The sequence below is a fragment of the Pseudomonas sp. GM78 genome, assembly GCF_000282475.1.
Taxonomy (GTDB): Bacteria; Pseudomonadota; Gammaproteobacteria; order Pseudomonadales; family Pseudomonadaceae; genus Aquipseudomonas.
Window position 1 is genome coordinate 36,769 of sequence record NZ_AKJF01000085.1, and the last position, 23,607, is coordinate 60,375.

Annotated in this window: 22 protein-coding genes; 18 read left to right on the top strand and 4 right to left on the bottom strand. The window is 61.1% G+C overall.

Going from position 1 to position 23,607, the window contains the following annotated elements; all coding sequences use genetic code 11:
• Window positions 1–102 precede the first annotated feature (102 nt).
• On the top strand, window positions 103–1,152 hold the full coding sequence (locus PMI35_RS33875) for an RHS repeat-associated core domain-containing protein (protein ID WP_008059329.1): 1,050 nt from the start codon (window positions 103–105) through the stop codon (window positions 1,150–1,152).
• Between the two features lie 37 nt (window positions 1,153–1,189).
• Here the strand turns inward: PMI35_RS33875 and PMI35_RS17150 are convergent, their stop codons facing one another.
• Window positions 1,190–1,810 (bottom strand): TetR/AcrR family transcriptional regulator, encoded by a 621-nt coding sequence (locus tag PMI35_RS17150; protein WP_008059330.1) that lies wholly within the window; start codon window positions 1,808–1,810, stop codon window positions 1,190–1,192.
• A gap of 268 nt (window positions 1,811–2,078) precedes the next feature.
• On the opposite strand from PMI35_RS17150, the gene PMI35_RS17145 reads away from it, so the two are divergent.
• The 7 genes from PMI35_RS17145 to PMI35_RS17115 all read left to right on the top strand — a co-directional run bounded on the left by PMI35_RS17145 (window position 2,079) and on the right by PMI35_RS17115 (window position 9,357).
• A complete protein-coding gene (locus tag PMI35_RS17145) occupies window positions 2,079–3,377 on the top strand; it encodes an OprD family porin (protein ID WP_008059332.1) in 1,299 nt (432 codons plus the stop codon).
• Between the two features lie 275 nt (window positions 3,378–3,652).
• Window positions 3,653–4,477 carry an NAD-dependent epimerase/dehydratase family protein gene (locus PMI35_RS17140; protein ID WP_008059335.1) on the top strand — a complete coding sequence of 275 codons (825 nt, stop codon included), beginning with the start codon at window positions 3,653–3,655 and terminating at the stop codon, window positions 4,475–4,477.
• Between the two features lie 50 nt (window positions 4,478–4,527).
• On the top strand, window positions 4,528–5,415 hold the full coding sequence (locus PMI35_RS17135) for an SMP-30/gluconolactonase/LRE family protein (protein ID WP_008059337.1): 888 nt from the start codon (window positions 4,528–4,530) through the stop codon (window positions 5,413–5,415).
• Between the two features lie 67 nt (window positions 5,416–5,482).
• Window positions 5,483–6,454 carry a TRAP transporter substrate-binding protein gene (locus PMI35_RS17130; protein WP_008059339.1) on the top strand — a complete coding sequence of 324 codons (972 nt, stop codon included), beginning with the start codon at window positions 5,483–5,485 and terminating at the stop codon, window positions 6,452–6,454.
• 79 nt (window positions 6,455–6,533) lie between these two features.
• Window positions 6,534–7,061, top strand: a complete 528-nt coding sequence (locus PMI35_RS17125) for a TRAP transporter small permease (RefSeq protein ID WP_008059341.1) — start codon at window positions 6,534–6,536, stop codon at window positions 7,059–7,061.
• A complete protein-coding gene (locus tag PMI35_RS17120; protein WP_008059343.1) occupies window positions 7,062–8,342 on the top strand; it encodes a TRAP transporter large permease in 1,281 nt (426 codons plus the stop codon). It abuts the gene before it with no gap.
• Window positions 8,343–8,487: 145 nt separating this feature from the next.
• Window positions 8,488–9,357 (top strand): aldose 1-epimerase, encoded by an 870-nt coding sequence (locus PMI35_RS17115; RefSeq protein WP_008059344.1) that lies wholly within the window; start codon window positions 8,488–8,490, stop codon window positions 9,355–9,357.
• A 151-nt stretch (window positions 9,358–9,508) separates the two neighbouring features.
• Here the strand turns inward: PMI35_RS17115 and PMI35_RS17110 are convergent, their stop codons facing one another.
• The gene (locus PMI35_RS17110; RefSeq protein WP_008059346.1) at window positions 9,509–10,315 is read right to left on the bottom strand and encodes a sulfite exporter TauE/SafE family protein; all 807 of its coding nucleotides are present in this window, start codon (window positions 10,313–10,315) and stop codon (window positions 9,509–9,511) included.
• 161 nt (window positions 10,316–10,476) lie between these two features.
• Here PMI35_RS17110 and PMI35_RS17105 point away from each other — a divergent pair, with 161 nt between their 5' ends.
• Window positions 10,477–11,340 (top strand): MBL fold metallo-hydrolase, encoded by an 864-nt coding sequence (locus tag PMI35_RS17105; protein WP_008059348.1) that lies wholly within the window; start codon window positions 10,477–10,479, stop codon window positions 11,338–11,340.
• A 111-nt stretch (window positions 11,341–11,451) separates the two neighbouring features.
• Here the strand turns inward: PMI35_RS17105 and bkdR are convergent, their stop codons facing one another.
• Window positions 11,452–11,940, bottom strand: a complete 489-nt coding sequence (gene bkdR / locus PMI35_RS17100) for a Bkd operon transcriptional regulator BkdR (protein WP_008059350.1) — start codon at window positions 11,938–11,940, stop codon at window positions 11,452–11,454.
• Window positions 11,941–12,125: 185 nt separating this feature from the next.
• Between bkdR and PMI35_RS17095 the strand changes: the two genes are divergently transcribed.
• The 5 genes from PMI35_RS17095 (at window position 12,126) to PMI35_RS17075 (ending at window position 18,347) form a co-directional block, all read left to right on the top strand.
• Complete coding sequence (locus PMI35_RS17095; protein WP_008059352.1) at window positions 12,126–13,361, top strand: 3-methyl-2-oxobutanoate dehydrogenase (2-methylpropanoyl-transferring) subunit alpha; 1,236 nt, start codon at window positions 12,126–12,128, stop codon at window positions 13,359–13,361.
• Between the two features lies 1 nt (window position 13,362).
• Entirely contained in the window at window positions 13,363–14,421 is a 1,059-nt protein-coding gene (locus PMI35_RS17090; protein WP_008059354.1) for an alpha-ketoacid dehydrogenase subunit beta, read from the top strand.
• Window positions 14,422–15,699: a dihydrolipoamide acetyltransferase family protein gene (locus tag PMI35_RS17085; protein ID WP_008059356.1), complete on the top strand. Its 1,278-nt coding sequence runs from the start codon at window positions 14,422–14,424 to the stop codon at window positions 15,697–15,699. It begins immediately after the preceding gene.
• 3 nt (window positions 15,700–15,702) lie between these two features.
• Window positions 15,703–17,085, top strand: a complete 1,383-nt coding sequence (gene lpdA, locus PMI35_RS17080; protein ID WP_008059357.1) for a dihydrolipoyl dehydrogenase — start codon at window positions 15,703–15,705, stop codon at window positions 17,083–17,085.
• 242 nt (window positions 17,086–17,327) lie between these two features.
• Window positions 17,328–18,347: a branched-chain amino acid aminotransferase gene (locus PMI35_RS17075; RefSeq protein WP_008059358.1), complete on the top strand. Its 1,020-nt coding sequence runs from the start codon at window positions 17,328–17,330 to the stop codon at window positions 18,345–18,347.
• A 66-nt stretch (window positions 18,348–18,413) separates the two neighbouring features.
• Here the strand turns inward: PMI35_RS17075 and PMI35_RS17070 are convergent, their stop codons facing one another.
• Window positions 18,414–18,752, bottom strand: coding sequence for an FKBP-type peptidyl-prolyl cis-trans isomerase (locus PMI35_RS17070; RefSeq protein WP_008059359.1), 339 nt, complete (start codon window positions 18,750–18,752; stop codon window positions 18,414–18,416).
• Window positions 18,753–18,899: 147 nt separating this feature from the next.
• On the opposite strand from PMI35_RS17070, the gene PMI35_RS17065 reads away from it, so the two are divergent.
• The 4 genes from PMI35_RS17065 to PMI35_RS17050 all read left to right on the top strand — a co-directional run bounded on the left by PMI35_RS17065 (window position 18,900) and on the right by PMI35_RS17050 (window position 23,342).
• Entirely contained in the window at window positions 18,900–19,955 is a 1,056-nt protein-coding gene (locus tag PMI35_RS17065; protein ID WP_008059360.1) for a M4 family metallopeptidase, read from the top strand.
• On the top strand, window positions 19,952–20,275 hold the full coding sequence (locus PMI35_RS17060) for a protealysin inhibitor emfourin (RefSeq protein WP_008059361.1): 324 nt from the start codon (window positions 19,952–19,954) through the stop codon (window positions 20,273–20,275). The genes PMI35_RS17065 and PMI35_RS17060 overlap by 4 nt, the downstream gene beginning before the upstream one ends.
• Window positions 20,276–20,380: 105 nt before the next feature.
• The gene (locus PMI35_RS17055) at window positions 20,381–22,189 is read left to right on the top strand and encodes a monovalent cation:proton antiporter-2 (CPA2) family protein (protein ID WP_008059362.1); all 1,809 of its coding nucleotides are present in this window, start codon (window positions 20,381–20,383) and stop codon (window positions 22,187–22,189) included.
• A 58-nt stretch (window positions 22,190–22,247) separates the two neighbouring features.
• A complete protein-coding gene (locus PMI35_RS17050) occupies window positions 22,248–23,342 on the top strand; it encodes a DNA alkylation repair protein (protein ID WP_008059363.1) in 1,095 nt (364 codons plus the stop codon).
• Window positions 23,343–23,607 lie beyond the last annotated feature (265 nt).

Genomic DNA, 23,607 nt, shown 5'->3' on the forward strand with positions numbered 1-23,607 from the left:
GCTGCGATCTTTTTTCAGGCTTCACCTATCAGTTCTGCTAGTAGACGCCACTCGAAATATCTCCGAAGCTCACACAGTCAATTCGCCAGCGTGGATCTCGATATGTCGGACTCATCATTGAAAATTCTTCGCCGCTATCAATACGACGCACTCGACCGCCTTACGGATGTCGGGCTACTGGCGGGCGACAGCACACAGCGTTTTTATCAAGTGAACCACCTGACTACCGAGCTGGGACAGCAGACGCAACGCACAATCCTGCGCCATGAAGCTCAGCCGTTGGCGCAGCAACAAATTACAGTTGGTGTGACCGAAGCCACGCTTTTAGCAACCGATCAAGCCCATTCGGTACTACAGACCCATGGGCAAACAAACCCGCGGCAGCTGGCCTATACCGCTTACGGTCACCACCCGGCTGACAGTGGTTTAAGCCTCTTGATTGAATTTAGCGGTGAGTGTCCTGACGTCATAACCGGGCACTATTTACTTGGCCAGGGAAATCGGGCTTTCAATCCGGTGTTGATGCGTTTCAACAGCCCGGATAATTTGAGTCCGTTCGGTGAGGGAGGAATTAATTGTTATGCATACTGCCAGGGGGACCCCGTAAACTTTAATGACCCGACGGGTAATTTCCGCATCAAAGTAGCAAATCCAAGAAGAGTCGTCAGAGACAAATTGGGACAAATACAAAAGTCCGGGAACGGAATAAAGCGGACCGTCCAAAATAACCATCCAGTGCATAAGTCGTCGTTAAACGCCTTGGGGGAATCCTCAGTCACTGCGCCCCCTTCTCGACCCAGCACCTCAACATCAGCTTCTCAGCTCGTAAAAGTAAATCACACACTCCCTCCGACGGAAGAACTCATTAAGGCTATTCCCGACTCATTTAAAAACACACCGGACTATCAGGACGTAGTGTATTCTGGAAAAGTATTTGACCACGCATACTCCAACGGCCGCATCCAGACAGTAGCCACCAAAAATGATTATAAAGAATTAAGCACACATTTGAAAAGTAGAGCCGACCTCCAGGATTCCGACGCCATAAAATCTCATACTGAAAAGACTAATGCATTACTACTGAAAATAAAAAGTACAAGTGTAGACCACTACCAGGCTTCAACAACCAATAAATACATTAGAACTAACTAGGTCCTAAGCACCCCGGAATTTAGCGATAGCGAACAAACTACGGCTCCAACCCAATCCCCCGCAAAATCACACTCGTCACCGTCTGTACCGCCCGCTCGAACTGCATGTCCGACAACGGTTGGTGATCATTGAGGATATTCACCTGATGATCGAAGTCGGCATAGTGCTGGGTCGAGGCCCAGATCATGTACAGCAGGCTTGAAGGCTCCACCGGCAGGATGCGCCCGTCGTCGACCCACTGGCGAATCTTCGCTTCCTTCATCTTGGCCCAGTCGTACAGGCTCGCGTCCAGTGTTACACCCAAGGTGGGTGCGCCGTGGATGATTTCGTTGGCCCAGACTTTCGAGCCGTAGGGGCGGCTGCGCGAGTGGTTCATCTTGGCGCGGATGTAGCTGCTGAGCACCACGCGGGGGTCGTCGAACATCTCGAAGCACAGGGCGTCCTGCTTCCACACTTCCAGCAGGTCGAACAGCACGGCGCTGTACAGTTCGGTCTTGGTGCTGAAGTAGTAATGCAGGTTGGAACGCGGCAGTTGCACTTCGGCAGCAATGTCGGCCATGGCGGTGCTGCCAAAGCCTTTTTCGGCGAAGACCTTCTCGGCCCCCAGCAGAATTTTCTCGACGTTACTGCGACGGATCTCGATCTTGTGATTGCCCATGAGGGCTCCCTGACAACAACATTGAACAAGACTAGCATCCGCTCTAGCTCGCGGCGACAGGGCGCAGGCAAACTTCGTACAACCTGGCCAACAGGGCTCGACTGCGCCCCACTTCTTGCCTGGTGCCGAAGCTCCCATCCTGCACACCCACGAAGTCATCGTATAACTTCCAATTGACAACCCCTGAAAATCTAGCAAATATCGCCGCCAACGTTGTACGACGACGTATAACAAAAATAAAAACAAAAAGCAGCAAGGGAGCGTCACAGTGAGCCAGCTCGTCCGCGATTCGTCCGCCCGTACCCCACGCCCATCCTTCACCCGCCTGCAGACGCTGAGCCTGTTCGGTTGCACCAGCCTGGCCCTCGCCCTGCCCGTCAGCAGCCAGGCCGAAGGTTTCACCGATGACGCCAAAGCCACGCTGAACCTGCGCAACGCCTACTTCAATCGCAACTACACCAACCCGGCCTACCCCCAGGGCAAGGCTGAGGAATGGACACAGAACTTTATCCTCGACGCCAAATCCGGCTACACCCAGGGCCTGGTCGGCTTCGGTGTGGATGTGCTGGGCCTGTATTCGCAGAAGCTCGATGGCGGCAAAGGCACCGGGGGTACGCAGTTGCTGCCGATCCACAGTGACGGCCGCCCGGCCGACAACTTCGGGCGCCTGGGCGTGGCGCTCAAGGGCAAGATTTCGAAAACCGAACTGAAGGTCGGCGAATGGATGCCAGTGCTGCCGATCCTGCGTTCCGACGACGGTCGCTCGCTGCCGCAGACCTTCCGCGGCGGCCAGGTGACCTCCACCGAGATCAGCGGCCTGACGCTCTACGGCGGCCAGTTCCGGCAGAACAGCCCACGCAACGATGCGAGCATGGAAGACATGTTCATGAACGGCAAATCGGCGGCCTTTGCCTCGGACCGTTTCAACTTCGGCGGCGGCGAATACGCCTTCAACGAAAAACGCACCCAAGTCGGCGTGTGGTACGCGCAGCTCAGCGACATCTACCAACAGCAATACTTCAACCTCAGCCACAGCCAGCCCATCGGCGATTGGACCCTCGGCGCCAACCTCGGCTATTTCATCGGCAAGGAAGACGGCAGCGCCCTGGCCGGCGATCTCGATAACAAGACCGCATTTGCCCTGCTCTCGGCCAAGTACGGCGGCAACACCTTCTACATCGGCCTGCAAAAACTCAGCGGCGACGATGTGTGGATGCGGGTCAACGGTACCAGCGGCGGGACCCTGGCCAACGACAGCTACAACTCCAGCTACGACAACGCCCGGGAGAAGTCCTGGCAGGTGCGTCACGACTACAACTTCGTGGCCCTCGGCGTTCCCGGCCTGACGTTGATGAACCGCTACATCAGCGGCGACAACGTGCACACCGGCACCATCACCGATGGCAAGGAATGGGGCCGTGAATCGGAACTGGCCTACACCGTGCAGAGCGGCGCGCTGAAAAACCTCAACGTGAAATGGCGCAATGCGAGCATTCGCAAGGATTTCAGTACGAACGAGTTCGATGAGAATCGGATTTTCATCAGTTATCCGATTTCGTTGTTGTAACGCACCCCTGTGGGAGCTGGCTTGCCAGCGATGAACCTGAGAACGCCGCTGGGTGTCAGGCTTCCAGCGTTATCGTTGACGACCATCGCGAGCAGGCTCGCTCCCACAGGTTCCGGGTCAGTCCAGAAATTTAATCCCGGCAGGAGGGAGACGACCCTCCGTCAATTTCCACCAACGTCGCGTTGACAAAAACCGCAAAGCCTACCGATACTTCAGCAAAGTCGTACGACAACCTACAACGACCGAATAACAACAACTGCTTGCCAGGGATTCCCATGACGACCACCGCACCCGCCCAAAAGCCCTTCAATCGCCTGCTGCTGACCGGTGCTGCCGGTGGCCTGGGCAAAGTCCTGCGCGAGAGCCTGCGCCCGTACGCCAATGTCATTCGCCTGTCGGACATCGCCGACATCGCCCCGGCCATCGATGATCGCGAAGAAGTCGTGCCCTGCGACCTCGCCGACAAGCACGCCGTGCACCAGTTGGTCGAAGGCGTGGACGCGATCCTGCATTTTGGCGGCGTGTCGGTTGAGCGCTCGTTCGAAGAGATCCTCGGCGCCAACATCTGCGGCATCTTCCACATCTACGAAGCGGCGCGCCGTCACGGCGTCAAGCGCGTGATCTTCGCCAGTTCCAACCACGTGATCGGCTTCTACAAGCAGGACGAAGTCATCGACGCCCACTCCCCTCGCCGCCCCGACAGTTACTACGGTTTGTCCAAGTCCTACGGCGAAGACATGGCCACGTTCTACTTCGATCGCTACGGCATCGAGACCGTCAGCGTGCGCATCGGCTCTTCGTTCCCCGAGCCGCAAAACCGCCGGATGATGAGCACCTGGCTGAGCTTCGGCGACCTCACCCAGTTGCTCGAACGTGCGCTCTACACCCCGAACGTCGGCCACACCGTGGTCTACGGCGCGTCCGACAACAAGGACATCTGGTGGGACAACCGCTACGCCAGCGCCCTGGGCTACGCGCCGCAGGACAGTTCCGAAGTGTTCCGTGAAAAGGTCGAAGCCCAGCCGCAACCGGCCGCCGATGACCCGGTGCGGGTCTACCAGGGCGGTGCCTTTTGCGCGGCCGGCCCGTTCGGCGACTGATCGCCCCTGATCCGGATCCCCAGCACAACCAACCCAAGGAATGAGTTGCCATGCCAGCCGAACTGATTGTCGATGCCCGCAACGCGGTGGGTGAAAGCCCGATCTGGGCCCCCGAGGAAAACGCCCTTTATTGGGTCGATATTCCCGCCGGGCGCCTGCAACGCTGGAGCGTGCAAACCGGGCATGTGCATGCCTGGAAAACCCCGCAGATGCTCGCCTGCATCGCCCGTCACCCCGACGGCGGCTGGGTCGCGGGCATGGAGACCGGGTTCTTCCATCTGCATGCGCATGAAGACGGCAGACTCGACAGCGCCCCCCTGGCCCACGTCGATCACGCCCGCCCCGGCATGCGCCTCAACGATGGTCGCTGCGACCGTCAGGGCCGCTTCTGGGCCGGCAGCATGGTGCTGGACATGAACGCCAATGCCGCCGTGGGCACGCTTTATCGCTACGACGCCGGACAACAGGGGCCGCTGCAGGCACAGATGAACGGCCTGATCGTGCCCAACGGCCTGGCCTTCAGCCCGGACGGCAAGACGATGTACCTGTCCGATTCCCATCCGCTGGTGCAGCAGGTCTGGGCCTTCGATTACGACGTCGACAGCGGCATCCCGTCCAACCGCCGCGTGTTCATCGACATGAATCAGTACGGCGGTCGTCCTGATGGCGCGGCGGTCGATGCCGAGGGAAGTTACTGGATCTGCGGCAACGATGCCGGGCTGGTCCACCGCTTCACCCCCGACGGTCGACTGGACCGTTCCCTCGCCGTACCGGTGAAAAAACCGAGCATGTGCGCCTTCGGTGGCAGTCGCCTGGACACCTTGTTCGTAACCTCGATTCGCCCGGGAGACGACCAGGATGAACAGTCGCTGGCCGGTGGCGTGTTCGCCCTGGACCCTGGCGTCAAGGGCTTGCCCGAGCCGCACTTCAAGCAATGAACGCAACTGTTGGCGCTACACCGCTGTGCCTTGAATAAAAACAACAACAAGACTGGAGACACCCCCAATGGACTTCAAACGCACCTTGCTCGCCGCAGCACTCCCCCTGGCCTTCACCCTCAGCAGCGCCGCCCACGCGCTGGAAATCAAATTCGCCGACATCCACCCCGCGGGCTATCCGACCGTGGTCGCCGAAGAACAGCTGGGCAAGACCCTGGTCGCCGACAGCGATGGCAAGCTGACTTTCAAGATGTTCGCCGGCGGTGTGCTCGGCTCGGAAAAAGAAGTGGTCGAGCAGGCCCAGGTCGGCGCCATCCAGATGGCCCGGGTCAGCCTGGGTATCGTCGGCCCGGTGGTACCGGACGTGAACGTGTTCAACATGCCGTTCGTGTTCCGTGACCAGGCGCACATGCGCAAGGTCATCGATGGCGAGGTCGGCGACGAGATCCTCGACAAGATCACCCAGTCTGAATTCAACCTCGTGGCCCTGGCCTGGATGGATGGCGGCACGCGCAACATCTACACCAAGAAACCGGTGCGCAGCCTCGAAGATCTCAAGGGCATGAAGATCCGCGTGCAAGGCAATCCGATGTTCATCGAAACCATCAACGCCATGGGCGGCAACGGCATCGCCATGGACACCGGCGAAATCTTCAGCGCCCTGCAGACCGGTGTGATCGACGGCGCGGAGAACAACCCGCCGACCCTGCTCGAACACAATCACTACCAGAACGCCAAGTTCTACAGCCTGACCGGGCACCTGATCCTGCCCGAGCCGATCGTGATGTCGAAGATCACCTGGAACAAACTCACCCCCGAGCAGCAGGTTCTGGTGAAGAAGACCGCCAAGGCCGCGCAGGCGCAGGAGCGCACCCTGTGGGATGCCAAATCGGCCAGCAGCGAAGAAAAACTCAAGGCTGCCGGCGTCGAGTTCATCACCGTCGACAAAAAACCTTTCTATGAAGCGACCGCCTCGATCCGCGAGAAATACGGCGCGCCCTACGCGGACCTGATCAAGCGCATCGAAGCCGTTCAGTAACCCTCCCTGCATTCAAGAAAGGCCCGGCACGCACTGACCTGGGTGACGGTCTGTGCGTGCCCGGTTACGGTGGAACCCGATGAAGAATCTACTGCTGCGTTTCAATGACAAGCTCTACATGACCTGTATCTGGGTCGCGGGGCTGTCCGTCCTGGCCATCGCGCTGATCATTCCCTGGGGCGTGTTTGCCCGTTATGTGCTCGGCACCGGCTCGAGCTGGCCCGAGCCCACGGCGATCCTGCTGATGATGGTCTTCACCTTCATCGGCGCCGCCGCCAGTTACCGTTCCGGTTCGCACATGGCGGTGGCGATGCTCACCGACCGCATGTCGCCGCAAATGCGCCAGGCCATGAGCGTGTTTTCCCAATTGCTGATGGCGACCATTTGCCTGTTCATGACCGTCTGGGGCAGCAAGCTGTGCCTGTCGACCTGGAACCAGTTCATGAGCGCCCTGCCGACCCTGCGCGTGGGCATCACCTACATGCCGATTCCCGTGGGCGGTCTGCTGACGCTGATCTTTGTCCTGGAAAAACTCCTGTTCGGCGACCAGAGCCACCGTCGGGTCGTGCGTTTCGACCACGTTGAAGAAAACGAAGGGGCTGCCTGAATGGACGCTTTTATTCTGCTGGGCAGTTTTATCGCGTTGATCCTGATCGGTATGCCGGTTGCCTACGCACTGGGGCTTTCCGCGCTGATCGGCGCGTTCTGGATCGACATTCCATTCCAGGCGCTGATGATTCAGGTCGCCGGCGGCGTCAACAAGTTTTCCCTGCTGGCGATTCCGTTCTTCGTCCTTGCCGGTGCGATCATGGCCGAGGGCGGGATGTCCCGGCGCCTGGTCGCCTTTGCCGGAGTGCTGGTCGGCTTCGTGCGCGGTGGCCTGTCGCTGGTCAACATCATGGCGTCGACCTTCTTCGGCGCGATCTCCGGTTCCTCGGTGGCCGACACCGCTTCGGTCGGCTCGGTGCTGATTCCGGAAATGGAACGTCGCGGCTATCCCCGTGAGTTCGCCACCGCCGTGACCGTCAGCGGTTCGGTGCAAGCGCTGCTGACCCCGCCGAGCCACAACTCGGTGCTTTACTCGCTGGCGGCGGGCGGTACGGTGTCGATTGCCTCGCTGTTCATGGCCGGCGTGGTACCGGGCCTGTTGATGAGCGCGTGCCTGATGGTGTTGTGCCTGATCTTCGCGAAAAAGCGTGACTACCCCAAGGGCGAAGTCATTCCGATGCGTGAAGCGCTGAAGATTTGCGGCGAAGCGTTGTGGGGCCTGATGGCGATGGTCATCATCCTTGGCGGGATCCTCAGCGGGATCTTCACTGCGACCGAGTCGGCGGCCATTGCGGTGCTGTGGGCGTTCTTCGTGACCATGTTCATCTACCGCGACTACAAGTGGAGCGAGCTGCCGAAACTGATGCACCGCACGGTGCGCACAATTTCGATCGTGATGATCCTGATCGGCTTCGCCGCCAGCTTCGGCTACATCATGACCCTGATGCAGATCCCGGCAAAGATCACCACGATGTTCCTGACCCTGTCGGACAACCGTTACGTGATCCTGATGTGCATCAACGTCATGCTGCTGTTGCTCGGCACCGTGATGGACATGGCGCCGCTGATCCTGATCCTCACGCCGATCCTGATGCCGGTGATTCTCGGCATTGGCGTGGACCCGGTGCAATTCGGCATGATCATGCTGGTGAACCTGGGGATCGGTTTGATCACACCGCCGGTGGGCGCGGTACTCTTCGTGGGATCGGCCGTGGGCAAGGTCAGCATCGAATCAACCGTCAAGGCGCTGCTGCCGTTCTACGCAGTGCTGTTCCTGGTGCTGATGGCCGTGACTTACATTCCTGCGTTGTCGCTGTGGTTGCCGCATTTGGTGTTGTAAACCGGCTGACCCTGTAACCCCTGAACTGTAGACGCCCGGCTTGCCGGCGAAGGCGTCGTTGAGTACGCCTTCGCCGGCAAGTCGGATCGCCGCACCGCGGGCTCCTACAGAGGCATTCCGTGTATCTTTTACTATCGCGGTGAACATGAAACCAACACTCCTCGAACTCGAAGACGAATTCACCCGCCTCACCCTCGCCCCCGAACTCGGCGGCAGCATCGTCAACTGGTCCGTACGCAACACGGGCCAGCCGTTGCTGCGGCACGCCGATGAGCACGCCTTGAACACCGGCCTTCCCGGCAAGCTGGGCTGCTTCCCTTTGGTGCCGTGGTCCAACCGCATTGCCGAAGGGGGTTTCGATTGCCCGGATGGCTGGCAGCCGCTGAGACCCAACAGCCTCACCGATCCCCTGCCGATTCACGGCAGCGCCTGGCAGCAGCCGTGGCAGGTGGTTTCCACAACCGCAGATGAAGTCGTGCTGCAACTCGATAGCAGCGAGCCCTTTGCCTATTGCGCCCGCCAACGCTTCCATCTGGGCGAAGGCAAGCTGAGTATCGAATTGAGCGTCACCCACCTGGCCGAACGCGCGGCCTGGCATGGCCTGGGGTTGCACCCGTATCTGCCGCGCAGCGCAGGCACACGGCTGCAGGCAAAGGCTGGGCAAGTGTGGTTTTGCGACGCCTCCAAGCTGCCAACCGAGCTGGGTTCATTACCCGCCGCATGGGATTTTCGGCAACTCAAGGCACTGCCCGACACCCTGGTCGACAACGGTTTCTGCCAATGGGATGGTCACTGCCTGATCCAGCAACCCGACCTAGGTTACGAACTGGAGTGCCAGGCCACTGGCAGCGATTACTACCTGCTCTATTGCCCGGCAGGCCTGGGGTTTTTCTGCATCGAGCCGGTCAGCCACCCGGTCAATGCGCACCACTTGCCCGGTCGGCCAGGGTTGCGTTTGCTGGAGCAAGGTCAATCGGCAGAATTGATGTTCACCCTGCACTACCGCCCCCTGTGACTGTAGGAGCCAGCGGTGCGGCGATCCGACTTGCCGGCGAAGAACGATGATGCGGTATTGCAGGTACACCGCGGCGCCTGGTTCGCCGGCAAGTCGGATCGCCGCACCGCTGGCTCCTACAGGCGAACGACGATGACGCGGTATTGCGGATTCAGACACCTGCCCGCAACAGCATATAGCCGGCAACGATCAGGCAGACGCTGGCAAACCCCACCTGCAACGCTCGCGCCGGTACTCGTGCGCAAAGCTTTCGGCCAATGACCATGCCGACGATGCTGGCGACGATGAAGGCAACACCCAGGCCGTCGATGCGCACCCCGGCATGCAAGGCGCCGATCACGCCGATGGCCGAGATCAGGCTGATGACCATCAGGGACGTGGCGATGATGCCGCGCATCTGCACGTCGGTCAGTTGCTTGAAGGCCGGCACGATCAGGAAGCCGCCGCCCACGCCCAGCAAACCCGAGACCACACCGGTCACCGCGCCGAGGGCCGCCAGGGTCGCGGTGCATTTGGCGGTCCAGGAAAAGCGCCCGGTCTGCTGGTCGAGCATGCAGTTCTTCTGCCCCCAGTTGGCGTGACCATGATCGCTGGGGCCTTCATCCTTGCGCTCGCGACGCAACATCCGCGCAGACACCATGACCATCAGGAGGCTGAACAGGATCATCAGGACTTTTTCCGGCAGCCGATGGGCGAAGTAGATGCCCAGCGGGGAAAACACCGCGCCCAGCAAGGCGATCAACAGCGCCGCGCGATAGCGCACCAGGCCATGGCGCAAGCCATCGATGGCCCCGACCGCCGCCGCGCTGCCCACCGCGAACAGCGCAACCGGCGCCGCCGTGGTCATGCTCCAACCCAGCCCCAACACCAGCGCCGGCACCGCCAGAATGCCACCCCCGGCCCCGGTCAAACCGAGCACCAAGCCCATGACCACCCCAAAAAAACTCGCCAGCAACATAGAACGCTCGTAATCCATGACAAAGGCCGGGAACGCCCGGTATCGATAGAGTGACAGGATAGAGCCCGCTGCGTTTTTTTCATCAACTGAATGCATCGCGGGCTGGTCAGCGCAGGGAAAATGAAACTACCCTCATGACGTGCCCATGAAGAAAAACTCACATGCCTGCCCTGATTGAAGCTTTTTTTGACGACGCCTCGTCAACCTACAGTTACGTCATTTATGAAGCCGATGGCGGACAATGCGCAATCGTCGACCCGGTGCTCGGCTACACCCCGGCTGCCGGACGGACCGACACCCTGCAGGCCGACCGGATCATCGCTTTCGTGCGCGAGCACCGCTTGCAGGTGCAATGGCTGCTGGAAACCCACGCCCACGCCGATCACCTGTCCGCCGCGCCTTACCTGCGCCGGGAACTGGGTGGCAAGGTCGCCATCGGCCAGTCGATCTGCAAGGTGCAGGGCGTGTTCAAGACCCTGTTCAACCTTGAGCCGCAATTCTGCATCGACGGCTCCCAGTTCGATCAGCTGTTCGCCCCGGACGAGTCATTTCGCATCGGCAACCTCAAGGCCAGCGCCCTGCATGTACCGGGCCATACCCCGGCGGACATGGCTTACCTGATCGACGGCGACATCATCCTGGTCGGCGATACCCTGTTCATGCCAGACGTCGGCACCGCCCGCTGCGACTTTCCCGGCGGCGACGCGCACCAGATGTTCGCCTCGATCCACAAGCTGCTGGCCTTCCCCGCCAGCGTGCGCCTCTACGTCTGCCACGACTACCCGCCCGAGGGCCGTGCGCCGCAGTGCATGAGCACCGTCGGCGAGCAACGAAAGAGCAACATCCACGTGCGCGACGGCATCGACGAAGCCGCGTTCGTTGACATGCGCACCCGCCGCGATGCCGGGTTGGGCATGCCGACGCTGCTGTTGCCGGCGATACAGGTCAATGTGCGGGCGGGGAATTTGCCGCCGGCGGAGGACAATGGCGTGGTCTACCTGAAGATCCCGATCAACAAATTTTAAGATCAAAAGATCGCAGCCTGCGGCAGCTCCTACAGGGTCCCGGTACAAATGCGAAATCGCGGTTGTACGTGATCAATGTAGGAGCTGCCGCAGGCTGCGATCTCTTGATTTTCAGGTACCCAAGGTCAACCCATTCGCCGGCAATGGCAGCGCCGTTTTATAGCGCACCTGCTTGAGCGCAAAGCTCGAACGGATATTGGCGACGCCGGGCACCTTGGTCAGAAAGTCCATCATGAAGCGCTCCAGCGACTGGATGGTCGGCACCAATACGCGAATCAGGTAATCAGGATCGCCGGCCATCAGGTAGCACTCCATCACCTCGGGACGATCGGAGATAGCCTCTTCGAAATGCTGCAACGCCTCTTCCACCTGCTTTTCCAGGCTGACATGGATGAACACATTGACGTGCAGCCCCAGCAGATCGGCATCCAGCAGGGTCACCTGCTCACGGATCAAGCCCAGTTCCTCCATCGCCTTGACCCGGTTGAAACACGGCGTAGGCGACAGGTTGACCGAGCGGGCCAGGTCGGCGTTGGTGATGCGTGCGTTCTCCTGAAGACTGTTGAGAATGCCGATATCGGTACGGTCCAGTTTGCGCATGAGACAAAAACACCTGTTTTTTATGTTTATGCAGATTTTTTATCTGGAAATGATCTTGGGCGCAACGAAACACAGAGAAATATTCTTCTTGGCCGGGCCTATGATTGTTGTAGGACAAGATTTCTTCCACAGAACGAAATCTGTCAGCTCACTACAAGAAATTCACAAGATCGAGCGTAGAAGCCATGAACCAAGCGTACGAACCGCTGCGCCTGCACGTCCCGGAACCCTCGGGCCGCCCCGGCTGCAAGACCGACTTCTCCTACCTGCACCTGACCGATGCCGGCACGGTGCGCAAACCCCCTATCGACGTAGAACCGGCGGACACGGCCGACCTGGCCCGTGGCCTGATTCGCGTGCTCGACGACCAGGGTAACGCCCTGGGGCCATGGGCCGAAGGCGTGCCGGTGGAGATCCTGCGCAAGGGCATGCGTGCCATGCTCAAGACGCGGATCTACGACAACCGCATGGTGGTCGCCCAGCGTCAGAAAAAAATGTCGTTCTACATGCAGAGCCTCGGCGAAGAAGCCATCGGCAGCGCACAGGCCCTGGCCCTGAACATCGACGACATGTGCTTCCCGACCTACCGCCAGCAAAGCATCCTGATGGCCCGCGAAGTGCCGCTGGTGGACTTGATCTGCCAGCTGCTGTCCAACGAGCGCGATCCGCTCAAGGGCCGCCAGCTGCCGATCATGTACTCGGTCAAAGAGGCCGGTTTCTTCACCATTTCCGGCAACCTCGCCACCCAATTCGTCCAGGCTGTAGGCTGGGCCATGGCCTCGGCGATCAAGGGCGACACCAAAATCGCCTCGGCCTGGATCGGCGACGGCGCCACCGCCGAATCGGACTTCCACACCGCCCTGACCTTCGCCCACGTGTACCGCGCGCCGGTGATCCTCAACGTGGTCAACAACCAGTGGGCGATCTCCACCTTCCAGGCCATTGCCGGTGGTGAAGCCACCACCTTCGCCGGTCGCGGTGTCGGTTGCGGCATCGCCTCGCTGCGGGTCGACGGCAACGATTTCTACGCGGTCTACGCCGCTTCCGCCTGGGCCGCCGAACGCGCGCGCCGCAACCTCGGCCCGACCATGATCGAATGGGTCACCTACCGCGCCGGCCCGCACTCGACCTCGGACGATCCGTCCAAATACCGTCCCGCCGACGACTGGAGCCACTTCCCGTTGGGCGACCCGATCGCGCGTCTCAAGCAGCACCTGATCAAGGCCGGCCACTGGTCCGAAGAGGAACACAGCGCCGTCAGCGCCGAGCTGGAAGCCGAAGTGATCGCCGCACAGAAAGAAGCCGAACAGTACGGCACCCTCGCCGGCGGCCAGATTCCAAGCGCCGCGACCATGTTCGAAGACGTCTATAAAGAGATGCCGGAGCATTTGAAGCGCCAGCGTCAGGAGTTGGGGATCTGACATGAACGATCACAACAACAATATCGAGCTGGAAACCGCCATGACCACGACCACCATGACCATGATCCAGGCCCTGCGCTCGGCCATGGATGTGATGCTTGAGCGCGACCAAGACGTCGTGGTGTTTGGCCAGGACGTCGGTTACTTCGGTGGTGTGTTCCGTTGCACCGAAGGCCTGCAGACCAAGTACGGCACCTCGCGGGTGTTCGACGCGCCGATCTCTGAAAGCGGCATCGTCGGCACCGCGGTGGGCATGGGCGCCTACGGTCTGCGCCCGGTGGTGGAAATCCAGTTCGCCGACTACGTTTACCCGGCCTACGACCAGATCATTTCCGAAGCCGCGCGCCTGCGTTATCGCTCGGCCGGCGAATTCACCGCGCCGTTGACCCTGCGCATGCCTTGCGGCGGCGGCATCTATGGCGGCCAGACCCACAGCCAGAGTATCGAGGCGCTGTTCACCCAGGTGTGCGGCCTGCGCACTGTCATGCCGTCCAACCCTTACGACGCCAAGGGCCTGCTGATCGCCTCCATCGAAAACGATGACCCGGTGATCTTCCTCGAGCCCAAGCGCCTGTACAACGGCCCGTTCGACGGCCACCACGAGCGCCCGGTGACCCCTTGGTCGAAACACCCGGCCGCTCAGGTTCCCGACGGCTACTACACCGTGCCGCTGGACGTTGCCGCCATCGCCCGCCCGGGAAAGGACGTCACCGTGCTGACCTACGGCACCACCGTCTACGTGTCGCAAGTCGCCGCTGAAGAAAGTGGCGTGGATGCCGAAGTCATCGACCTGCGCAGCCTGTGGCCACTGGACCTGGAAACCATCACCAAATCGGTTAAGAAAACCGGGCGCTGCGTGATCGTTCACGAAGCGACTCGCACCTGTGGTTTCGGCGCCGAACTGGCCGCGCTGGTACAAGAACACTGCTTCCACCACCTGGAAGCGCCGATCGAACGCGTCACCGGTTGGGACACCCCCTACCCGCACGCGCAGGAGTGGGCGTATTTCCCAGGGCCGTCCCGTGTGGGCGCGGCGTTGAAACGGGTCATGGAGGTCTGAATGGGCACGCACGTTATCAAGATGCCAGACATTGGCGAAGGCATCGCAGAAGTTGAATTGTCTCAGTGGCATGTGAAAGTCGGCGACATGGTCGTCGAGGATCAAGTGCTGGCCGATGTCATGACCGACAAGGCGATGGTGGATATCCCCTCGCCGGTGCATGGCAAGGTGATCGCCCTTGGCGGGCAGCCGGGCGAAGTCATGGCGGTTGGCAGCATCCTGATCAGCATTGAAGTCGAAGGCGCGGGGAACGTTAAGGCGTCGGCTGCGCCAGCACCGGCTGCCGTCAAGGAAGCGCCGGTAGCCGCTGCACCGAAAGTCGAAGCGGTGGTGGAAAACAAACCGGTGGCGGCACCGCGTCCGGCAGCCGTTTGCCAGGGCCCGATGGTCGCTCGCCAAGCCAATGAGCGTCCACTGGCCTCCCCTGCCGTACGCAAACATGCGCTGGACCTGGGCATTCAGTTGCGTCTGGTACGTGGCTCCGGCCCGGCCGGTCGTGTGCTGCACGAAGACCTGGATGCCTATCTGGCTCAAGGTCAGTCCAATGCTTCGTCCGTCAGCAGCGGTTACATCCAGCGCAACGACGAAGAACAGATCCCGGTGATCGGCATGCGCCGCAAGATCGCCCAGCGCATGCAGGACGCCACCCAACGTGCCGCGCACTTCAGCTATGTCGAGGAAATCGACGTGACTGCAGTGGAAGAACTGCGCGCGCACCTCAACGAAAAACACGGTGCCACTCGCGGCAAGCTGACCTTGCTGCCGTTCCTGGTCCGCGCCCTGGTCGTTGCCCTGCGCGACTTCCCGCAGATCAACGCGCGTTACGACGACGAAGCCCAGCTCATCACCCGCCTCGGCGCTGTGCACGTGGGCATCGCCACCCAGGCCGATATTGGCTTGATGGTGCCGGTGGTACGTCACGCCGAAGCTCGCAGCCTCTGGGACAACGCGGCAGAGATCTCCCGTTTGGCCACGGCGGCGCGCAATGGCAAGGCCAGCCGCGATGAACTGTCCGGCTCCAGCATTACCCTGACCAGCCTCGGCGCGTTGGGCGGCATTGTCAGCACCCCGGTGCTGAACCTGCCGGAAGTGGCGATTGTCGGCGTGAACAAGATTGTCGAACGGCCGATGGTGATCAAGGGCCAGATCGTGATCCGCAAGATGATGAACCTCTCCAGCTCCTTCGATCACCGGGTGGTCGATGGCATGGACGCGGCGCTCTTCATCCAGGCCGTGCGCGGCCTGCTCGAACAACCCGCTACCCTGTTTGTGGAGTAAGTCATGCACACTTTGCACACCACGCTGCTGATCATCGGCGGCGGCCCTGGCGGTTATGTGACGGCGATCCGTGCCGGCCAGTTGGGCATTCCGACCATCCTGGTGGAAGGCGAATCGTTGGGCGGCACCTGCCTGAACATCGGCTGCATCCCGTCCAAGGCGCTGATTCACGTCGCCGAGCAGTTCCATCAAACCCGGCATCACAGCCAGCAGTCGGCGTTGGGCATCAGCGTGTCGGCACCCACGCTGGACATCGGCAAAAGCGTCGAGTGGAAGGACGGTATTGTCGATCGCCTGACCACCGGCGTCGCGGCCCTGCTGAAAAAGAACAAGGTCCAGGTCATTCAGGGCTGGGCCAAGGTGGTTGACGGCAAAACCGTCGACGTCGGCGACACGCGCATTATTTGCGAACACCTGGTGCTGGCCACCGGGTCCAAAAGCGTGAACCTGCCGATACTGCCGATTGGCGGGCCGATCATTTCCTCCACCGAAGCCCTGGCGCCGACGTCCGTGCCCAAGCGGTTGATCGTGGTTGGTGGCGGCTACATCGGCCTGGAGCTGGGGATTGCCTATCGCAAGCTCGGTACCGACGTCAGCGTCGTCGAGGCTCAGGAACGCATCCTGCCGGCCTACGACGCGGAATTGACCCAACCGGTGCATGAAGAACTGAAAAAGCTTGGTGTGAGACTTTACTTGAATCACAGCGTTCAAGGCTTTGATTCAACTACAAATACGCTTCAAGTCAGGACGCCTGATGATCGTACATTGAATCTGGAAACAGATCAGGTGCTGGTCGCTGTGGGCCGTAAACCGAACACCCAGGGCTGGAACCTCGAAGCGCTGAACCTTGCGATGAACGGCGCGTCGATCAACATCGACGACCGCTGCCAGACCAGCATGCGCAACGTCTACGCCATCGGCGACCTCAGTGGCGAACCGATGCTCGCCCACCGGGCCATGGCCCAGGGCGAGATGGTGGCCGAGCTGATCAGCGGCAAGAGCCGCGAGTTCAACCCCACCGCCATCGCCGCCGTGTGCTTTACCGACCCGGAACTGGTGGTGGTCGGCCAGACCCCGGACGAGGCCAAGGCGGCAGGCCTGGACTGCATCGTGTCGAGCTTCCCCTTCGCCGCCAATGGCCGGGCGATGACGCTGGAGTCGAAAAGCGGCTTCGTGCGCGTGGTCGCTCGTCGGGACAATCATGTGATCGTTGGCTGGCAGGCGGTGGGGGTCGGGGTCTCCGAATTGTCCACGGCGTTCGCGCAAAGCCTGGAAATGGGCGCGCGTCTGGAAGACATCGGCGGCACCATCCATGCGCATCCAACGCTCGGCGAGGCTGTGCAGGAAGCGGCATTGCGTGCCTTGGGCCACGCCTTGCACCTGTGATTCAGAACAATTGATGGCGGCAGGGATGACCCCATCGCCAGCAGGCTGGCTCCCACATTTGGAATGCGTTCTCCTGTGGGAGCCAGCCTGCTGGCGATTTCTTGAGGCCAACTCGATTTATCTGCCTGTCATCCGATAGTCCGGGCTGCGAAATGGGTCCGGAATGAAGTATTGTTGTCCCCATCCAGAAAACGTCAGAAACATTGAACCGTTTCGGCGGTTGTTAAGTGATAGAGGGTGTCATGGGTAACGAAAGCATCAATTGGGACAAGCTGGGTTTTGACTACATCAAGACCGACAAGCGCTATCTGTCGAACTGGCGTAATGGCGAGTGGGACGCAGGCACCCTGACCGAAGACAATGTGCTGCACATCAGCGAAGGCTCCACGGCCCTTCACTATGGCCAGCAATGCTTCGAGGGCCTGAAGGCCTACCGTTGCAAGGACGGTTCGATCAACCTGTTCCGCCCGGACCAGAACGCCGCACGCATGCAGCGCAGCTGCGCACGCCTGCTGATGCCACAGGTGTCCACCGAGCAGTTCATCGAGGCGTGCAAGGAAGTGGTGCGCGCCAACGAGCGTTTCATCCCGCCTTACGGCACCGGCGGCGCGCTGTACCTGCGTCCGTTCGTGATCGGCGTGGGTGACAACATCGGCGTGCGTACCGCACCCGAGTTCATCTTCTCGATTTTCTGCATCCCGGTCGGCGCCTACTTCAAGGGCGGCCTCACCCCGCACAACTTCCTGATCTCCAGCTACGACCGTGCCGCCCCGCAAGGCACTGGCGCGGCCAAGGTCGGTGGCAACTACGCCGCCAGCCTGATGCCGGGCTCCCAGGCCAAGAAGGCGCACTTCGCCGACGCCATCTACCTGGACCCGATGACCCACACCAAGATCGAGGAAGTCGGTTCGGCCAACTTCTTCGGGATCACCCACGACAACAAGTTCGTGACCCCGAACTCGCCGTCGGTGTTGCCGGGCATCACCCGCTTGTCGCTGATCGAGCTGGCCAAATCGCGCCTGGGCCTGGAAGTGATTGAAGGTGACGTGTTCATCGACAAGCTGTCGGACTTCAAGGAAGCCGGCGCTTGCGGTACCGCCGCCGTGATCACGCCAATCGGTGGCATCAGCTACAACGACCACCTGCACGTGTTCCACAGCGAAACCGAAGTCGGCCCGATCACCCAGAAGCTCTACAAAGAGCTGACCGGCGTGCAAACCGGCGACGTCGAAGCGCCAGCAGGCTGGATCGTCAAGGTCTGACCTGACGCTCCCCTGCAATGAAAATCGCCGCCCTTGAATTCGAGGGCGGCGATTTTTTTTGCCCCATCAATCGTCCCGCGTCAGCACTTCCAGCAACTCGATCTCGAATACCAGGTTCGAATTCGGCGGGATTTTGCCCATCGTGCGCTCGCCATAGGCCAGGTGCGCCGGGACCAGCAATTTACGCTTGCCACCGACCCGCATGCCCATCAGGCCCTGGTCCCAGCCCTTGATCACCCGCCCGGTGCCGATCACGCACTGGAACGGTTTGCCGCGACTGTAGGAAGAGTCGAATTCGCTACCGTCCTCCAGCCAGCCGCGGTATTGGGTGGTGATCAGCGCGCCCTTGACGGCGGCCTTGCCGTCACCCGGTTCAAGATCAATGATTTGCAGTTCGTCGTTCATGTTCTTAACTCACATCTACGGTGCCCGGGACTTGCGGGCGCGGACGCAGGTTTTCGCAGAATCCGCGGCCGTATGCAACCCGCGGAACCGAACGCCCCTGCGTCGTTCACATAAGTATCGACTTCGCGTTCAGAAAGGGATCCTCTGATGACCGGCCTGCGCAGTTTCATTCCACCCTACATTCTGCACCGCATCGTCGCGCACGGATCTGAACGCCAGCGTTCCAGCGCAATGACCACACTGGCCCATGTGCGCACCCTGTGGCACCCGCCCGGGCCACCGGTGCGCCCTGCGGCTGCCGCGATCCTTCCGGCGCCCGGCAAACCTGGCCAGGCGCAACGCAGCGTGCACGATGCCCAGGGCAAGATGCTCCTGCCCGGCATGCCGGTGCGCCTTGAGGGCCAGGCTCCGAGTGGCGATCCGGCGGTCGATGAAGCCTACGACGCGCTGGGGGCCAGCTACGATTTCTTCTGGAAGGTGCTCGGACGCGATTCCATCGACGATAAAGGGTTCGCCCTGATCGGCAGCGTGCATTATGGCCAGGACTACGAAAACGCCTTCTGGAACGGCTCGCAGATGGTCTTTGGTGACGGCGACGGGGAAATCTTCGAGCGTTTCACTCGCTCGCTGGACGTCGTCGCGCACGAACTGACCCACGGCGTGGTCGAGAGCGAAGCGGGCCTGGTGTATGCCGACCAGTCGGGGGCGCTGAATGAATCGCTGTCGGACGTGTTTGGCGTTCTGACCAAGCAGTATCTACTGGGGCACACCGCCGACCAGGCGGACTGGCTGATCGGCGCGGATTTGCTGACGCCGCGCGTCAAGGGCATCGGCTTGCGTTCGATGGCTCACCCAGGCACCGCCTATGACGACCCGTTGTTGGGCAAGGACCCGCAACCGGATCACATGCGTAAATTCGTCATCACCCAAGAGGACAATGGCGGCGTGCACATCAATTCAGGCATTCCCAACCGGGCGTTTTACCTGGCAGTCAAGGCCCTGGGCGGATTCGCCTGGGAACACGCCGGGCGCATCTGGTACGACGCACTGTGTGACAAGCGCCTGGGCCACGAGACCTCATTCAGCGCCTTTGCCAAACTGACCGTTGAGCATGCACGCCGGCGCTTCACTCCCCATGAAGCCCAGGCGGTGCAGCGTGGCTGGTCGCAAGTGGGCGTCGATTCGACGCGGGAGACATCATGAAAACCCTGCCAACCCTGGACGACCGTGCGGTTGTGCGCCTTTCCCGCCAGGGCGGCTTCGCCGCGATCCAGGCCCTGACGCGCCCCCGGGAGATTGCATTCGCCCAATGCGATATCGAGCAGCGCTCGCGCATCTGTGTACTGCTCGAAGGTTGCCTGCCGCTGGCCAGCCCGGCCACAGGTAGCGGCGATCAGCGCTTTTACCAGATCGAGCTGCGCTACCGCGAAGGCGAGCAGGACGACCAGATGGTGTTGAAAGTGCCGGAAAATGACGCCCCCGCTGAGCTTGTGCGGCTCTGGGACGTTGGCCAATTGTTGTAGTTGCGCGGCATTGCCCGCGCGACAGTTCTTTCCCGCGATAGCCTTGAACCCAAACCTGCCTTTATCCTTGTCGACCCGCTTTACCGAGTTGATGGAGTTTTTCTCATGCCCCATGAAGGCAGTCTGTTACAAGCCGCAGTCGTATTCCTGCTCGCGGCCGTGCTCACCGTACCCTTGGCCAAGCGCCTGCAATTGGGCGCGGTGCTGGGTTATCTGTTTGCCGGGGTGATCATTGGCCCCTCGGGCCTGGGCCTGATCGGCAATACGGAAAGTGTCGCGCACATCTCGGAACTCGGCGTGGTCTTGCTGCTGTTCATCATCGGCCTGGAATTGTCGCCACGACGGTTGTGGGTGATGCGCAAGGCGGTGTTCGGCGTCGGCCTGGCGCAAGTACTGCTGACCGGTGCGCTGCTGGGCGTGCTGGCGCTGTATGTCTTCGGCCAACCCTTGAACACCTCGATCGTGCTGGGCCTGGGACTGGCCCTGTCGTCCACCGCGTTCGGCCTGCAGAGCCTGGCCGAACGCAAGGAACTGACCAGCCCCCACGGGCGCCTGGCGTTCGCGATCCTGCTGTTCCAGGACATCGCCGCGATTCCGCTGATCGCCATGGTGCCGCTGCTGGCAGGCAGCAGTGAAAACCTCAGCGCGGCCGACGATGTCAACCAGGGGCTGCGGGTGCTGATCAGCATCGCCATCGTGGTGGTCGGCGGGCGCTATCTGCTGCGCCCGGTATTCCGCGTGGTCGCCAAGACCGGCTTGCCGGAAGTGTCCACCGCCACCGCGCTGCTGGTGGTGATGGGCACCGCCTGGCTGATGGACCTGGCCGGTATTTCGATGGCCCTCGGTGCATTCCTTGCCGGCCTGCTGCTGGCGGACTCCGAATACCGCCACGAACTGGAAGCACAGATCGAACCTTTCAAGGGCCTGCTGCTGGGGCTGTTCTTCATGAGTGTCGGCATGGGCGCCAACCTGGGCCTGCTGCTGCGCGAGCCCATCGTGGTGCTGGGGCTGACCGTGCTGCTGATCGCCGTCAAGCTGCCGTTGCTGTTCGTCGTGGGCCGACTGGCCGGCGGTTTGAACAAGATCAGCGCCATTCGCCTGGGCATCGTGCTGGCGGCCGGCGGTGAATTTGCCTTCGTGGTGTTCAAGATCGGTCGTGATCATGGCCTGTTCGATCCGCGCCTGTACGACTTGCTGGTGCTGGCGATCACCCTGTCGATGGCGTTGACGCCGCTGTTGATGCTGTTGTGCGCCCGATTGGTCAGCCCGAAGGTGCAACCGGTGGAGGTACCGGAGCAATTTCGCGCCATCGACGCCGATGAACCCCGTGTGGTGATCGCCGGCATGGGCCGCATGGGGCAGATCGTCGCGCGTATCCTGCGGGCACAGAACATCAAGTTCGTGGCCCTCGACACCTCGGTGGAAACCATCGAACTGTCGCGCAGCTTCGGCGGCGTTCCGGTGTACTACGGCGACCCGATGCGTCCGGAAATCCTCAGCGCGGCCAAGGTCGCAGACGCGGAATTCTTCATCATCGCCACCGACGACCCGGACACCAACATCAAGACCGCTGAACTGGTGCACAAGCTCTATCCGCACATCAAGATCATTGCCCGCGCACGCAACCGCCAGCATGTGCATCGCCTGGTGGACCTGGGTGCCCACGCGGTGCGTGAAACCTTTTATTCCAGCCTGGAAATGAGCCGGCAGACCTTGATCGGCCTGGGACTGACCCACGAGCAGGCCGATGCACGGATCAAGCGTTTCAAGCATCACGACGAACAGGTGCTCGAAGCCCAGCACGCGATTTACGACGACGCGGTGAAGGTCAAGCAGACGGCGCAGGAAGCGCGGGCGGAGCTGGCACGGTTGTTCGAGTCGGACCAGTTGGAAGAGCAAGCGAAAAACAGTTGAGATGAGTTTGCCGGCTAATTGGCCGGCAATCCGACCCCTACCACACACGGACTCCACCATGGCTGGCGACACCGCTCTCAAGGAAATCTTCAACGCCGAGCGCTTGCGGCACATCGCCGCCGAAATGACGGCGGTGTATCCCGACTTCGATACCAAGGGTTTCCTGGAACGGGCCAACCATGGCCTGGCCGACTTGTCGGTGATGCAGCGCCTGGCCCGCGTCAGCGAATGCCTGTACGCGGTACTGCCGCTGGGTTATGAAGCGTCGCTTGCGGTATTGCGCGCCCTCGCCCCGCGTCTCAACAGTGGCTTTGTCAGCATGTGCCTGCCGCACTACGTGGCGACCTATGGCGCGGACCGGTTCGAACTGTCGATGGAGGCGCTCAAATACTTCACCGCGTTCGGCTCTTCGGAATTCGCCATCCGCCATTTCCTGCGCGGCGATTTGCAACGCTCGCTGCAGCTGATGCATGACTGGTCGCTGGACGCCAACGAGCATGTCCGACGCCTCGCCAGCGAAGGTTGCCGGCCACGCCTGCCGTGGTCGTTTCGCCTGGAGCAGATCCAGGCCGACCCGCGACTGGCCGCCGGCATACTCGACAACCTCAAGGCCGACACCAGCCTGTACGTGCGCAAGTCCGTGGCCAACCACCTCAACGACATCACCAAGGACCATCCCGAGTGGGTGCTGGACCTGATCGAGGGCTGGTCGCTGGACAACAAGCACACCGCATGGATCGCCAGGCATGCCCTGCGCAGCCTGATCAAACAGGGCAACCTGCGCGCGCTGGCAATCATTGGCGCGGGCGGTAAGCCTGAGGTGCAGATCATCGATGTGCAGGTCAATCCGCCGGTGATCGGGCTCGGGGAAAAAATCACCCTGTCCTTCGCGGTGAAATCCACGGTGCAGGACAGCCAGCGCCTGGTGATCGATTACGCCATCGACTACGTCAAGGCCAACGGCAGCACCTCGGCCAAGGTCTTCAAGCTCAAGGCCCTGACGCTGCCGGGCAACGCCACCGAGTCCATCGCCCGTGGCCAGCACATCAAGGAACTGACCACCCGCCGGCATTATGCGGGCAGGCATGCGGTGCATGTGCTGGTGAATGGGGAGCGGCTGGCCAGTACGGCGTTTGAAATCCTCGCCTCGTAGGAGCCAGCGGTGCGGTGATCCGACTTGCCGTCGAAGAACGATAACGCGGTATTACAGATACACCGCGGCGTCTGGTTCGCCGGTCGGTCGGCCGCCTGGGTTTTGATTTTCTTGCCCTCTCACACCCTGAGTCTGTCAACCTGTGACGACCTCCACCGGAGCCTCTACCAACGTTGATCCAAGCGCGTTGGTTGTCTGAGTACATATCCATTCCTGCGGTAACGGCCACTTATGGTTTCGCTCTTACAGCGACTCCCTTTTTCAA